This is a genomic window from Candidatus Hinthialibacter antarcticus, assembly GCA_030765645.1.
GTDB classification, from domain to species: domain Bacteria; phylum Hinthialibacterota; class Hinthialibacteria; order Hinthialibacterales; family Hinthialibacteraceae; genus Hinthialibacter; species Hinthialibacter antarcticus.
Genome location: JAVCCE010000063.1, coordinates 85,678 through 99,073 on the forward strand (window position 1 = coordinate 85,678; position 13,396 = coordinate 99,073).

Genomic DNA, 13,396 nt, shown 5'->3' on the forward strand with positions numbered 1-13,396 from the left:
GATGCGTAAGCCAAAGTTCTCTATCCAGCATTACTGGTTGTTGTCTTGGCGGAGGAGTTAGATCATGACAAAAAAGAGTCATCAAATTACGCGACGAAATGTATTGAAATACACAGCGGGGGCCGGTTTGTTCATCGTATCGTCTAGCGTCATTGGGCGCGGCGCTGAGCCTCCCAGCGATAGATTGGACATCGGGATTATCGGCGCAGGCGGACGCGGCGGACATAATGTAAAACAGTTCGGCAAGCAAAATATTATTGCATTGTGCGACGTGGACCAAAATCAGGCGGCTGACTCATTCAAACGATATGAGAAACAACCCAAATATACTGACTTCAGGCGGATGCTTGATAAACACCAGGAACTCGACGCTGTTGTTGTGAGCACGCCGGACCATACCCACGCGGTCGTCGCAATGAACGCAATCAAGCGCGGTTTGCATGTTTATGTCGAGAAGCCATTGGCCCATACGATTCATGAAGTGCGGGCGCTTCGCAAAGCGGCGCAAGAGAACAAGGTCATCACGCAACTGGGCAATCAAGGACATTCCTATGATGATATGCGCCAAATTCGCGAATGGATTGATGACGGCGCCATCGGCCAGGTAACCGAAGTGCAGGCATGGTATAGGCAACCGTACGGCAATGGACAACCATTACCCGATAGCAGACCGCCTGTTCCAGAAACGCTGGATTGGCAGCAGTGGCTGGGGCCGGTTGCTGAGCGTCCCTATCATTCTGAATACTTGCCGGGGAAATGGCGCAGTTGGTCGGCTTTTGGAACCGGCGTGTTGGGCGATTGGGTTTGTCATATTCTCGACCCGAGCGTGTGGGCGTTAGAGTTAGAGGCGCCGGTCAGCATCCAAGCGAAAAATGGCAATAACGATTATTCGCCTGAACGCTTTCCTGTTCAATCTGAAATCACTTATGAGTTTGCTGCGCGCGGCGACAAGCCGCCCGTAAAAGTGACTTGGACGTATGGTAAAGAACTCAATTTGCCTCAACTTAAAAATGTTGAATTAGATGATTGGAACCAAAAAGCGGGCGCTCTGATTATTGGAGACAAAGGGTGCATCTTACACGGTTCTCACGGTGGAGGCGGCGCGAAGTTGTTGCCGGAGTCATTACGAAAAGAATATAAGGACCCTCCACAAAAATATCCCCGCGTAGAAGGCGGTCACCATGAAGAATGGCTTCGCGCTTGTAAGAGCGGTGAACAAGCCGGTTCCAATTTTGAATATGGCGGGCCGCTTTCAGAACTTGCGCTGCTCGGCGTTATCGCGACCATCTATGACGAGGAGAAACTGAAATGGGATCGTGAAAAATGCGTGTTCACAAATCACAAAAAAGCCAATCAGCATCTCGAGATTGAGTATCGACCAGGATGGAAACTCTGAGTAAGTTATTTTATAGTGGTTGCCAGAACACTGTGCGGATTGAGTTTTCGTAACGGTATCTATCGCTGAGCCCCTGCCTGCGGCAGGCAGGCTACGGGCGCGCTTTACGCACATATTTTTGACAAACGCTCTAATTGTTTCAATTGGCGGTGAATGAATCACTGCCTTTTTATAAAAACGAATGAGAAGGTGATTTGGATGAAGATAGATGCCAAGAAAATACAAAGAGAAGATTCAAATCTGACATCGTTCAATATCAGCCGACGCCGTTTGCTTCAAACTGGTGCGGCGAGTTTGGCTATGTCGGCGTTGAATGCAGAGGTATTCGCAGCCGCAGCGAATACGCCAAAGCGGGTTGGGCTGATCGGGGCCGGGTGGTATGGACAAAGCGACCTGTGGCGCCTCATGCAAGTCACGCCTGCCGAAGTTATATCCATTTGCGATCCCGATACACGCATGTTAGCGGGAGCGCTCGAAATTCATGGGCAACGGCGGCCGGATGCAAAAACGCCGCGCACCTACAACGACTACCGCGAAATGCTGAAAGAAAACGAACTCGATATCGTTCTGATCGGTTCGCCAGACCATTGGCATGCGCTGCAGATGATTGATTCGGTCAAAGCCGGGGCGGACGTCTATGTGCAAAAACCCATCAGCGTTGATGTGAGTGAAGGCGAAGCAATGGTCGCCGCCGCCCGGAAATACAACCGGGTCGTACAAGTCGGTACGCAGCGAAAAAGCACGCCGCACCTTATTGATGTGAAAAAACAAGTGATTGATGCTGGCCTGCTTGGTACGATTGGGCATGTCGAGATGTGCTGTTATTACCACATGCGCGCGAATGACAACCCGCCGCTTGAGCCTGTGCCTGATTTTCTTGATTACGAGATGTGGACCGGCCCGGCGCCGTTGCGGCCCTATGACGGTTTGCCCCATCGCCGCTGGTGGCGCACGTTTTCGGAATACGGCAACGGCATTGTAGGCGACATGTGCGTACACATGCTTGACACGGCGCGTTGGATGCTTGACCTGGGCTGGCCGAACCGGATCACGTCAACAGGCGGAATTCTGGTGCAGAAAGACGGCAAGTCGAATATTTCGGATACGCAGACCGCTACGTTTGAATATGATAAATTCAACGCAGTCTGGCAACATCGCACCTGGGGCAGCTCGCCCGATCCTGATTATCCCTGGGCTGTTTTCATATACGGCGATAAAGGAACGCTGAAAGCCAGCACCATGCGCGCCGATTTCATCCCGAATGGAAGAAACGCCAAGCCCATTCATTTTGAATGTTTATATGAACGTGAAAAATATCCCGAAGATGTGAAAGAAAAAGATATCGAATTAAATGCGGCGCCGGCAACGAGGCTGCACATGCTCGATTTTCTCGCCGCGATTGAAAACCGCAGCCGACCTGTCGCCGACATCGAAGCGGGCCACATATCAACCGCGAGTTGCATCATGGCGAACCTCTCAATGGAATTAGGGGGAAGGCCGTTTGTCTATGACCCCAAAAAGAAGATCGTTGTCGGCGATGATGAAGCCACGCGGTTATTGAATCGACCATACCGTTCTCCCTGGCAGCACCCGGGCGTTGCCTAATTAACGGCTCTTGATTGCATGTCACCGCATCGTATCTGTTCAAGGTACGATGCGGTGTTGATTGTTAGAGACGATACTATTGGTAGACGGCGGCGTAATTTTTCTGTAAAATAGCTATTGGTCTATCTTTGAATTTCTTTGCTATCTCATACCACTCATACCTTGAAAAATACAACGAAGGAGCTATTCATGCGCCAATTTTCTGTTTTACTTTTCATTTTTCTACTGAATATTCCAACGTACGCAGGCCCGGTTTATGACCTGGTTGTTTATGGAGGTACTTCATCAGGCGTAATTGCAGCCGTGCAGGCAAAGCGCATGGGAGCAAGCGCGATCATCGTTTGCCCTGACATTCATCTGGGCGGCCTTACCAGCAGCGGCTTGGGCTGGACTGACAGCGGCGACAAATCCGCCATCGGCGGGCTGGGTCGCGATTTTTATCACCGCGTATGGCAATACTACCAGGAGCCGGATGCCTGGAAATGGCAATCCCGCGATGAATACGGCAACAAAGGCCAAGGTACGCCCGCCATCGACGGCGATGCGCGCACCATGTGGATTTTTGAACCGCACGTCGCCGAGCAAGTATATGAAGACTACGTCAAAGAGTATGAAATCCCCGTCATTCGCGACGAATGGTTGAACCGCGAACCGGGCATGGGCGTGAAGGCGGAAAACGGTCGCATCCAATCCATCACCATGCTTTCCGGCGCGGTTTATGAAGGGCGCATGTTTATTGACGCAACCTACGAAGGCGACTTAATGGCCGCCGCTGGCGTTGATTATCATGTGGGGCGTGAGTCGCGCCGCGTCTATGGCGAAACCTGGAACGGCGTCCAGGTCGGCATCCTTCATCACAGTCATTGGTTTAACAAAGACCTCGATCCTTATGTGACCCCCGGCGATCCGACCAGCGGATTGCTGCCGCGTATCAGCGCCGCTTCGCCCGGTAAACGGGGAGAAGGCGATAAGCGCATCCAAGCCTACTGCTACCGGATGTGCCTCACCGATGTTGATGAAAACCGTATCCCGTTTCCCAAGCCAGAAGGGTACGATCCATTTCAATACGAACTGCTTCTGCGTAATTTTCAAGCAGGGTGGAACAGCGTCTTCGGGAAATTTGACCCGATCCCCAATCATAAAACGGACACCAATAATCATGGCCCATTTAGTACAGACAACATTGGCTACAACTATGAGTATCCCGAAGGGTCGTATGAGGTGCGCCGCGAAATATTAAAAGAGCATCAAACTTATCAAAAAGGGCTCATGTACTTCATCGCCAATGACCCCCGCGTACCAGACGGCTTACGCCAGCGCATGGCGCAATGGGGATTGCCCAAAGATGAGTTTCTTGACAACGGCGGTTGGCCTCATCAAATCTATGTTCGCGAAGCCCGCCGCATGATCGGCGAGTATGTAATGACCGAGCAAGATTGTCTGGATGAACGAGTCACGCCTGGTTCCGTCGGCATGGGTTCCTACACCATGGATTCACACAACGTGCAACGCTATGTGAAGCCTGACGGCTTTGTGCAGAATGAAGGCGACATTGGCGTTCATCCGCCTCGCCCCTATGAAATTGCTTATGGCTCGCTGGTTCCCAAAAAAGAACAATGCGAGAACTTGTTGGTGCCAGTTTGCCTTTCATCCAGCCATATCGCATTCGGCTCAATTCGTATGGAGCCGGTATTCATGATACTCGGCCAGTCAGCGGCGACGGCTGCCATGATGTCGCTCGAAAGCGGTATCGCAGTGCAAGACTTGCCTTACGAACGTCTTCGCCAGCGCATGTTGAGCGATGGGCAGGTATTAGAATTACATGACCCATCCATGGTCCGCTCCAGTGAACTTCATGGCACGGTGGTTGACGATAAACAAGCCGACCGCAAAGGTAATTGGTCGATGAGTTCAAGCATCAAGCCGTATGTCGACGCGGGTTACTTGCATGACAGTAATGAAGACAAAGGGGAAAAGTCGGTTTCTTTTTCAACAAAATTAAATGACGGCGATTATGAAGTTCGCGTTTCCTATACACCGAATGCGAACCGCGCCAGCAATGTTCCGGTTGTGGTTACTCATGCCGAAGGTTCATCTCAGAAAGTCGTCAATCAAAAAAAGACGCCTGAGCATGATGATCTATTCACTTCGTTGGGCGTATTTCCATTTAATTCGCAAAAACCCGCAATCGTTGAAATCCAAACCAAGGGGACTAATGGACACGTCATTGCTGACGCTGTGCAGTGGCTCCCCCAAAATTGATAGAAAGGCTTTTGAGATGAAAAAGCATGTTGCAAACGGATTTACCTTGATTGAACTACTCATCGTCGTCGCCATCATTGGCATTTTAGCGGCGATTGCGGTTCCCAATTTTTTGAATGCGCAAATTCGGGCCAAGATTGCGGGCGTTCAAGCGGACATGAGAAATTTAGGCACGGCCATCGAAAGCTATCGGCTTGATTATAACAACGCGCCCCGCACTTGCGTTGAAGGGTTCAAAGACGGGCAATGCCAGGGCGGCCAGTTGACGCGCGCGCAACGGTTGGCCCAGTTGACCACGCCCATCTCATACATGTCGTCGGTTCCCGAAGATAAATTTAATACAGCAGTGCTTGAAGACGTCAGTACAGAATACATCAATACTTATCCCTATTGGGAACCTGGCTTCGCAGACACGTATCGCAATGAAAACGCCTTGGGGCGCCATTTTCCTGACCAACGGCATCCCAATAAACAGTGGGCGTTGATGAGTTACGGTCCCGACGGCGATTTTGAAGCCGCAGGCGGCGGCGACCTTGCGCCGTTTGAGGTGTCCAATGGCGTTTCATCCAATGGAGACATCATGCGGTTTGGCTTATAAATCAATAAATGATTCGTCACAGATACATTGACGAACGATTAAACCTAAAGGGAGGAATTGAAGATGGCAAGAAATTTATGGATGGTATTTTTCATTGGATTGGTTGCAACGGGGTTCGCGTACGCGCAAATGGAGCAGCCTTTCACGCCGGGCAATCTGGTTTTAGTCGATGCGGCGGATGATATGTTGATCGAGGTCGCTCTGCCTGGTTCGCCGGACGCAACCGAAGCGCAAGTTGTGCAAGTCATTCGTTGGGAACTGGGCGACACCAGCCGCCGTCGCCCCTTAGGCGTGACATTTGACCCAAATGGAACTTGCTATATTGGTCTGACCAGCGTTCCGACATCAGCGACCGAGGCGGTAGAGTTTCCTTCTGGCCGTGGTGAAATTCTGCGAATCTCATCAAACGGCGCCTTGGACTTTTTTATCTTAGACCCGGAAGTGACCAAAGGGACTTGGCTGAGTAGTTTCGCGCCGAATGAATTATTTTTGATGAGTAATGGTCCCAAACCTCCGTTTCCTTCGCACATGTTCCGTTATAGTTTTTCAGGGGGAGAAATCTCACAAATAACGCCATTCGACGTGACAGAAACGCCTCAAGGCAACGGCGACGGCGGCAGCGGAAAAGCGTTGATCTTGCCTGACGGCAGAATCTTGATTCCGAGTGAGACTGACTCGTGGATCAATATTTATAATGAATCAGGCGGCGCCGCAATTGATCAAATTCCGACGGAAAAAGCCTATCGCTCGCTGGCGTATCTCAAAGACTCTAATGAGATGTTGGCGATCCCGACCAGTAACAGTTCGGTTGACCGGATAGATATCGGCGGCAATATTCTTGGATCATTTGATTTTACCTTGGACGGTCTCGGCGGCGTTTGGAACTTCACCTTAATTGATGATGGGTCTGAACGGTTTATCGCAACCAACCACAATGGACCGGCTGGTTCAAATAGCCAGATATTTATTTATGATTCATCTGAACTAGAAGACCTTCCGTTCCCGCAGATTTTACAAATTGTGGGCTTGGAAAACTTTGGCGACGCTGATGGCTTTGCGAACCAATTGTTCGATCACGCCATTGTACCTGAACCATCAAATGTCAACATCTGGTCTTTGTATTAATCATTGATCGTTCTTCAAAATTAAGGCTGCTTGGATATTCCAGGCAGCCTTTTTTATTATCACAGTTGAATCAATCCGCATCACATTGGGCGGCGCGTTTAATAACCCGCCAAATGGTGATAGGGGTCGCGTTCGTCGCGGTCCAGCCAGTCGTTTGCTTCTGAATCATTGACGAATAACTCCCGCGCAGGGTCCCATTCTAATGTGCGCTTCAAGTGTCCGCTGATGTTGCATAAATGTGGAACGCTAATCGAGCGGTGTCCAATTTCCGCCGACGCGATAGGCGTTTCGCGGCTTTTAATGCAATCCAGCCAGTTTTGGAAATGGTCGTCGCTGACCTGGACGCGCTCGTCGCTGTCTTTTAGCGGTTCTTCAAGAATCGACCCCGGGGTTGAAATGACTTCGCCGCGCGAGACGAAAATTTCACCCTTTTCGCCATAAAAGGTCACGCCGTTTTTTCCTTTCCCGACCAACTGCGCCGAGATGCCGTTGGCGTATGTGTATGTAAAATCAAAATCGTACAACGTATTAAACGGTTGAGGATTGCGTTTGGCCTTGCCTTCAATTTTGACCGGGCCGGAACCGTCCATGCCAAGCCCCCATTGAATGATATCGCAATGATGAGCGCCCCAGTCCGTGACGTTGCCGCCTGAATAATCGAAGAACGAACGGAACTTCAAATGGCAGCGGCGTTCATTGTATGGAACTTTTGGCGCTGGCCCCAACCATGTTTGCCAATCGAGTTGGGGCGGGGCGGGGCTATTAGGCGGCATGTCGCTTGCTTTTCCGCCGCCAATCGCGGCTTGGGCTTTGAGGATTTTGCCCAAGCGCCCATTGCGTACATAATCGACTGCGGTGCGGAAAGTGCCTGCCGACCGTTGTTGGCTGCCGGTTTGAAAGACGCGCCCCGTCTCTTTGGTTTTGCGGGCGATATGGCGCCCCTGGTTGATGGTGAGGCTTAAAGGTTTTTCGCCATATACGTCTAATCCTGCATCCATCGCGTCGATATAGATTTTTGCGTGCCAGTGGTCAGGGACAGCGACCACAACCGCGTCGATATCGCCTCTGTCTAACACACGGCGGTAATCGTTATACGCTGCAACGGCGCCTTGGGGAGCCGGTTGTTGTTCAAGACGCCACCCATTGATAATTTGTGGCGCAGGCCGGTCAATGTCATACAAGTCATCAATGATCTGTTGCGCTCTCAACAAATGAACGCGGTCTACATCCGCTATGGCGGCGATGCGAATGCTGCCTTTCCGCAAATTTTCGCCAAGCAGCTGGTTGCCGCGTGAACCGATGCCGATCCAACCTAATACGATTTTATCGCTGGGAGCAGCGGCGAATATATGATTTGGAATCAACATTGGGGCTGCGCAAATTGCGCTCGTTTTAAGAAAGTTTCGGCGAGTTGATAATGATTTTGGCATGTTGTTTCCTCCGAATTAAATTACATCTGCCCTAAGCTTTAGCAGTCAAACTTTGATATTTCAGAGCATTAAAGATAGCAGAAATCAATTCAAACATAAATCGTTTCATTTGTTGAATCGTGGTATAATCCTATTATGTCGGAAAATGGAGGTCGCCGCCATGATGCTAGTCGGAAAAAAGCAGGCGATCGTCAATCAAGTCGCTCCTACCCCAATCCACGGACGCATGAACTACCGGGTGCATTACGTTTTAGACGATTTGCCCGGTGAGCCAATGGTCGCTCAGGTGGATAGCGAAGCGATTTATGCTGATGCGCAGGCAGGCGATCAGGTGCTCATTACGTTTGACAGCGGCGTAGCGATTCACATCATCAAGCAGATGTTCTAATTTGCGTCAGATTGCTGAATTTTGTTTTCCTGATTTTCAACACTCTCTTTCCGTATATTTTTTCTCAATTTTTGTCTTTAATATTCGTCTATCTCTGTTTTGGAGGACGGTATGTCTGGTTTTGTTCACATGGTGTTTTTCTGGTTAAAGCCGGAAGCGACGGAAGAAGATAAGAAGTCGATGATTAACGATTGTATGAAAGACCTGGCGGCGATTGAAAGCGTGAACCATCTTTGGGCGGGAAAGCCAGCCGGTACGCCGCGTGAAGTGGTTGATAATTCATACGACCTTGGATTGATCGTTGTTTATGATGACCAGGCGGGGCATGACGCCTACCAGGATGATCCGCGCCATGTTGCGTTCGTTCAAAAATACAAACCATTGTTTGAAAAAATCCAAGTTTTCGATACAGTGTAGATCGTCTCTCAATCGCCATTAATTGTAAAACGAATTTTCATGGGGAGGACAATGGCTGTGAATTTTAAAATTCAGAAGACCGATGAAGAATGGATGGCGCATTTGTCGCCGGAGCAGTTTCAAGTCGCGCGCAAGAAGGGGACTGAACCCGCGTTTACCGGCGAGTACCATGATTGCAAACAGGATGGCGTTTATCAGTGCGTCTGTTGCGGCAATCCATTATTTAATTCCACAACAAAATTTAATTCAGGCACGGGCTGGCCTAGTTTTTGGGCGCCAGCGACGAAAGAAAGCGTGAGCACCGAATCTGACCATAGTTTGGCCCGCGAACGCACCGAAGTGTTATGCAGCCAATGCGGCGCCCATTTGGGCCATGTATTTGACGACGGCCCTGCGCCGACCAACCAACGCTTCTGCATCAATTCTGCATCGTTGAAATTAGAGGAACCCGACGCCGAAAAATAATCAATTCATTTTTTCATCCGCCGTTTCATCGAAAGGCAGAGTCTCGACGTTCAGCGCATCTTTCAGTCGTTGAGCTTCTTGCTGTAGTTTTTCGGTGTTTCCCGTGCGCTTATAGAGAGAGAGCAGGTAGGCGGCGGCGGTCAGGTTTTCCGGGTGTTGTTTACAGACCTCTTCACAGGTTTGAATGGCTTCGTCGACTTGACCTTGCGTATATAAAATCCGGGCCAGCGCCAAAGTCCAGCGAGGGTGTTGCGGCTGGAGGCTGATCGCGGTTTGAATAGATTTGAGGGCTTGAGCGTAGTTTTTCTGGCTGAAATGATAATGCGCCCTTAGAAAATGATATTCGCCGATTTGAGCGCAATTGTTTTGGATTTGTTTGAGGTAGGTTTGAGGGGCTTTCTCTTGACCGGGCCGCACCAACCACCGCGCATACGCCATCTGCATCGGAACATATTCGGGGCCTGTTTGACTCGCGACTGAAGCCATCTGTTGGTTGAATGGTTCTGATGTCTCGATTTCCATGCGCATTAATTTGATCGCGTCGAGATTAAGGCGCACTTGGTCGGCGCCCAGGGTGAGAGCGCTTTCGATTTTGTCGTCTTGCGGCATTTTGACCGTGCCGGGATGAAGCGCAAGTGCGATTCCCGTTGATAGTTCGTTCTCCGTTAAGACATGCGGGTCGTCGCCGCGAATGCCTTCGGCGTATACCACCCGGCGAACAGGATCAAAGCCAACCAAGAGCAAGACCGACTCCAACTGTTGATTGCCAAACATCTCGCCAAGACAGTACATCACAGGTACGCGGCTGCTGAGGATTGATGCGATTGCGTCAAAGGTTGGCGCGACTGGATTGATCTCAAACTTTGCGCCGTTGAGTATCACCGGAATTAATTCGTGGAACTGGATGCCGCGTTGCGCTGAAACCCCGATGGCGGACGAGACCTTCGCAAAGGTTGTTGATTCATCCCAATAATTAATAATTTCAGATAGAGCGAACGCCGCGCCGTATTGTGGATAGCGGGTGAGTAAGGGCGACGTTTTTATGGGAATGATTGCGCTGGAATTTAATTGATTTTTTTTCAGCCAACCGGCGGCGGCAACCGCCTGATTGGACTTGGGGAACTTTTTGATCAGTTCTTGATAAGAACTTTTAGCGGTTTTGGCGTCGTTGGTGCGGATGGCGTAATCAGCCAAATGGGTCAATACATAGTAGGGTTGAAATTCTGGATACGCTTTTTGCAAGCGCGCCAAGGTCGCTTTTGCTTCGCTCAGTTTTTCCATGCGGCGTTGCACCGTTTGCAGGATGATATATTCGGTTGGCTCTGCTTGCTTGGATTGAATCCGTTCTTGCAGAGCGCTTTCGGCGGCGCTGGGGTTGTTTTCTAATAAATATAAATAGGCTTTTGAGACGGGCGTAATGCCTTCCATTTCTGCTGACGAAGGGCCGCTGCTTTGCCGGGCGGACGCCAGCGCTTGGCCCAATAAGCGCTCTTGTTCGCCGCGCGTCTCGACGGCGACGCGGGTTTCTTTTAATTGGTTGGCTTTGGCGAGATACGCGTCCGACTCACTGGCTTTTCCTTGCGCTTTTTTTACCAGAGCAAACGCCTCATAAAAATCGCGATTGGCTTCGATGTTTGCTTCGTGTGTTTCTAACATACGCGCCGCTGCGTCTGTTTCATTCAATCGCACTGCCAAGGTGGCCGCCTGGGCGAGTAAGTAGGGATCGGCTTGTAACTTAGGGATCAACTGCGTCAAGCGGCGTCCTGCCTGGTCTTTTTGCCCGCGGGCAAAATCAAGCAGGAGATAGAGATAGAGAACATGCGGATCATTGGGCGACTCTTTGATGAGCGATTTCAAGAGGCGTTCCGCTTCGTCAAACTCGTTCAGCACGGTGGCGAGTTTAGCGCGGTCCATTGCGACCCATTGGTTGAGGCGGTCCGGGGCTAGTTTACCTTCCGCCTGTTGCATTAATTGCGATGCTTCGGTGACGCGCTTTTCGCGCGCGGCCAGAATGCTTAAAAAATAATCAGCGTAGGCGCTGCGTACGCCGCTAGATAGTTCACCGTATAACAAATGATAGGCGGTGAGCATGTCGTCTGATTTCAAAGCGAGAACCATTGCCGCCGGGTTGGCGGGAACCGAGGCGTTTTTTTTGAGTTCGGCTTGCAGCGTTTTCACCGCTGTTAAATATTTTCCCGTATGGATGGTTTCGGCGATTTTCGCCCATTCGCTGGAACTCGCTGCCGGAGCCGTATTGGATTGAAACTGAGCATTGGCTGATGAAATGAACTCAAGCGTAAGCCGCCGCGCGGTTTCAGGGCGACCAATTTGCTCAAACAAAATCGAGAGCCGTTTTGCGAGGTCTACCCGCGCTTTGAAATCAACTTGGTTGGATAAAATTAACCGCCGCGCTTCTTCAACGTCTTCAAGCGACAGCGATGCTGCGTCTTCTTGTGCAATGCTGGCAAGCACGCTAATTGTTAAAAAAAAGCATATAACTATGAGGCGTTGCAAAACGCCTGGAAATGTCATCATGAGTTCTTTCGTTACTCTTATTTCAATCAAGCCGCGAGAAGTCCGTATTGTTGTAGAACGGTTTTTAAACGCTCCATGTTATTTGGCTCTAATGGAACCAGCGGCAGACGGAAGTCTCCACAATGAGGCAAACCGCTGTCCGACTGGCTGCTCATGAGATTCACGGCGGTTTTCACCGGGATGGGGTTGGTCTCAACAAACATGGTTGAATTCAACACCGCAAAATGCTGATGGATTCGCAAGGCTTCGGCATGGTCGCCTTTCAGAAAAGCCTGTACCAGGGCGCGTACGTCTTTTGGGACAATATTCGCCGAAACGGAGATGACGCCATTGCCGCCAAGTGACAGAATGGGGAGCGTTAGTCCATCATCGCCCGACCAGACAAAAAAGTTATCAGGGGTCCGGCGAATGACTTCGGACACCTGGCCCAGATTGCCGCTGGCTTCTTTAACGCCAATAATATTCTTCTCATCCGAGAGGGCGACCATGGTGTCTGTCTCAATATTGATCGCGGTACGGCCTTGGATATTGTAAAGAACCTGAGGAATATCGACTTCACGCGCAATGACGCGGAAATGTTCGAGCAAACCCTTCTGCGTTGGTTTGTTGTAGTAGGGAGAAATCAGCAATGCGCAATCGGCGTTCGCATCTTTGGCGCCTTGGGTCAGTTCGAGCGCTTCTTTGGTGCTGTTGCTGCCTGTACCCGCCATGAGGATCGGATATGAGTTTGTTCCACGAATTGAACGGATGTACGCCGCGCTATGTTTTATCAGTTCTTTATGTTCATTATGCGTTAAGGTCGCAGACTCGCCCGTGGTTCCACATACGAGGATGCACTCTGTCCCTGCATTGGCGTGAAAATCAATGAGTTTTTCCAGAGCGGTATAGTCTATCGAATCTCCAGAAAATGGAGTTACCAATGCAACTGCTGAACCTTCAAACATGACGAAAAATCCTTTCCTCGGTGGATCACTGCATCTTGGATGCGGTTATGTGCACAATTAATTCAACTTATCATTTTTTTACCTCAATGCGTAAAAACGTATTGTACACCTGGGATACTAAAAAAGCCCATGTTATCTGTCAACCAACGCTATTTTTTCAATATTCTCTCTTTGTTTTATAGACAAAAGGGTAGAATGAAACTAGCGATATATATGTTCTATTTGATTAGG

Annotated in this window: 11 protein-coding genes; 8 read left to right on the plus strand and 3 right to left on the minus strand. The window is 50.1% G+C overall.

Going from position 1 to position 13,396, the window contains the following annotated elements; all coding sequences use genetic code 11:
- The first annotated feature begins 64 nt into the window (after positions 1-64).
- From P9L94_15455 to P9L94_15475, 5 genes are all read left to right on the plus strand, one after another.
- A complete protein-coding gene (locus tag P9L94_15455) occupies positions 65-1,396 on the plus strand; it encodes a Gfo/Idh/MocA family oxidoreductase (GenBank protein ID MDP8245480.1) in 1,332 nt (443 codons plus the stop codon).
- 198 nt (positions 1,397-1,594) lie between these two features.
- Positions 1,595-3,001 carry a Gfo/Idh/MocA family oxidoreductase gene (locus tag P9L94_15460; protein MDP8245481.1) on the plus strand — a complete coding sequence of 469 codons (1,407 nt, stop codon included), beginning with the start codon at positions 1,595-1,597 and terminating at the stop codon, positions 2,999-3,001.
- Between the two features lie 189 nt (positions 3,002-3,190).
- Positions 3,191-5,263 (plus strand): FAD-dependent oxidoreductase, encoded by a 2,073-nt coding sequence (locus P9L94_15465; GenBank protein ID MDP8245482.1) that lies wholly within the window; start codon positions 3,191-3,193, stop codon positions 5,261-5,263.
- A gap of 16 nt (positions 5,264-5,279) precedes the next feature.
- Entirely contained in the window at positions 5,280-5,861 is a 582-nt protein-coding gene (locus P9L94_15470; GenBank protein MDP8245483.1) for a prepilin-type N-terminal cleavage/methylation domain-containing protein, read from the plus strand.
- Positions 5,862-5,924: 63 nt separating this feature from the next.
- Entirely contained in the window at positions 5,925-6,986 is a 1,062-nt protein-coding gene (locus tag P9L94_15475; protein ID MDP8245484.1) for a hypothetical protein, read from the plus strand.
- A gap of 98 nt (positions 6,987-7,084) precedes the next feature.
- Here P9L94_15475 and P9L94_15480 read toward each other — a convergent pair whose 3' ends face one another.
- Entirely contained in the window at positions 7,085-8,353 is a 1,269-nt protein-coding gene (locus P9L94_15480) for a Gfo/Idh/MocA family oxidoreductase (GenBank protein MDP8245485.1), read from the minus strand.
- A gap of 223 nt (positions 8,354-8,576) precedes the next feature.
- Between P9L94_15480 and P9L94_15485 the strand changes: the two genes are divergently transcribed.
- From P9L94_15485 to msrB, 3 genes are all read left to right on the plus strand, one after another.
- A complete protein-coding gene (locus P9L94_15485) occupies positions 8,577-8,804 on the plus strand; it encodes a hypothetical protein (protein MDP8245486.1) in 228 nt (75 codons plus the stop codon).
- Between the two features lie 111 nt (positions 8,805-8,915).
- Positions 8,916-9,221, plus strand: a complete 306-nt coding sequence (locus tag P9L94_15490) for a Dabb family protein (protein ID MDP8245487.1) — start codon at positions 8,916-8,918, stop codon at positions 9,219-9,221.
- Between the two features lie 57 nt (positions 9,222-9,278).
- Positions 9,279-9,686 carry a peptide-methionine (R)-S-oxide reductase MsrB gene (gene msrB, locus P9L94_15495; GenBank protein MDP8245488.1) on the plus strand — a complete coding sequence of 136 codons (408 nt, stop codon included), beginning with the start codon at positions 9,279-9,281 and terminating at the stop codon, positions 9,684-9,686.
- On the opposite strand, the gene P9L94_15500 is transcribed toward msrB, so the two are convergent.
- Together P9L94_15500 and dapA are read right to left on the minus strand one after the other, a co-directional pair.
- Positions 9,687-12,221, minus strand: coding sequence for a tetratricopeptide repeat protein (locus P9L94_15500; protein MDP8245489.1), 2,535 nt, complete (start codon positions 12,219-12,221; stop codon positions 9,687-9,689).
- Positions 12,222-12,247: 26 nt separating this feature from the next.
- Entirely contained in the window at positions 12,248-13,165 is a 918-nt protein-coding gene (dapA, locus tag P9L94_15505; GenBank protein MDP8245490.1) for a 4-hydroxy-tetrahydrodipicolinate synthase, read from the minus strand.
- Between the last annotated feature and the right edge of the window lie 231 nt (positions 13,166-13,396).

What these genes read in the sequence shown, in the direction of transcription:
- P9L94_15470 (MDP8245483.1), top strand. Translation starts at nt 5,280, where the DNA reads ATGAAAAAGCATGTTGCAAACGGATTTACCTTGATTGAACTACTCATC.
- P9L94_15455 (MDP8245480.1), top strand. Translation starts at nt 65, where the DNA reads ATGACAAAAAAGAGTCATCAAATTACGCGACGAAATGTATTGAAATAC.
- P9L94_15500 (MDP8245489.1), bottom strand. Translation starts at nt 12,221, where the DNA reads ATGATGACATTTCCAGGCGTTTTGCAACGCCTCATAGTTATATGCTTT.
- P9L94_15480 (MDP8245485.1), bottom strand. Translation starts at nt 8,353, where the DNA reads ATGTTGATTCCAAATCATATATTCGCCGCTGCTCCCAGCGATAAAATC.
- dapA (MDP8245490.1), bottom strand. Translation starts at nt 13,165, where the DNA reads ATGTTTGAAGGTTCAGCAGTTGCATTGGTAACTCCATTTTCTGGAGAT.
- P9L94_15475 (MDP8245484.1), top strand. Translation starts at nt 5,925, where the DNA reads ATGGCAAGAAATTTATGGATGGTATTTTTCATTGGATTGGTTGCAACG.
- P9L94_15460 (MDP8245481.1), top strand. Translation starts at nt 1,595, where the DNA reads ATGAAGATAGATGCCAAGAAAATACAAAGAGAAGATTCAAATCTGACA.
- P9L94_15490 (MDP8245487.1), top strand. Translation starts at nt 8,916, where the DNA reads ATGTCTGGTTTTGTTCACATGGTGTTTTTCTGGTTAAAGCCGGAAGCG.
- P9L94_15465 (MDP8245482.1), top strand. Translation starts at nt 3,191, where the DNA reads ATGCGCCAATTTTCTGTTTTACTTTTCATTTTTCTACTGAATATTCCA.
- P9L94_15485 (MDP8245486.1), top strand. Translation starts at nt 8,577, where the DNA reads ATGATGCTAGTCGGAAAAAAGCAGGCGATCGTCAATCAAGTCGCTCCT.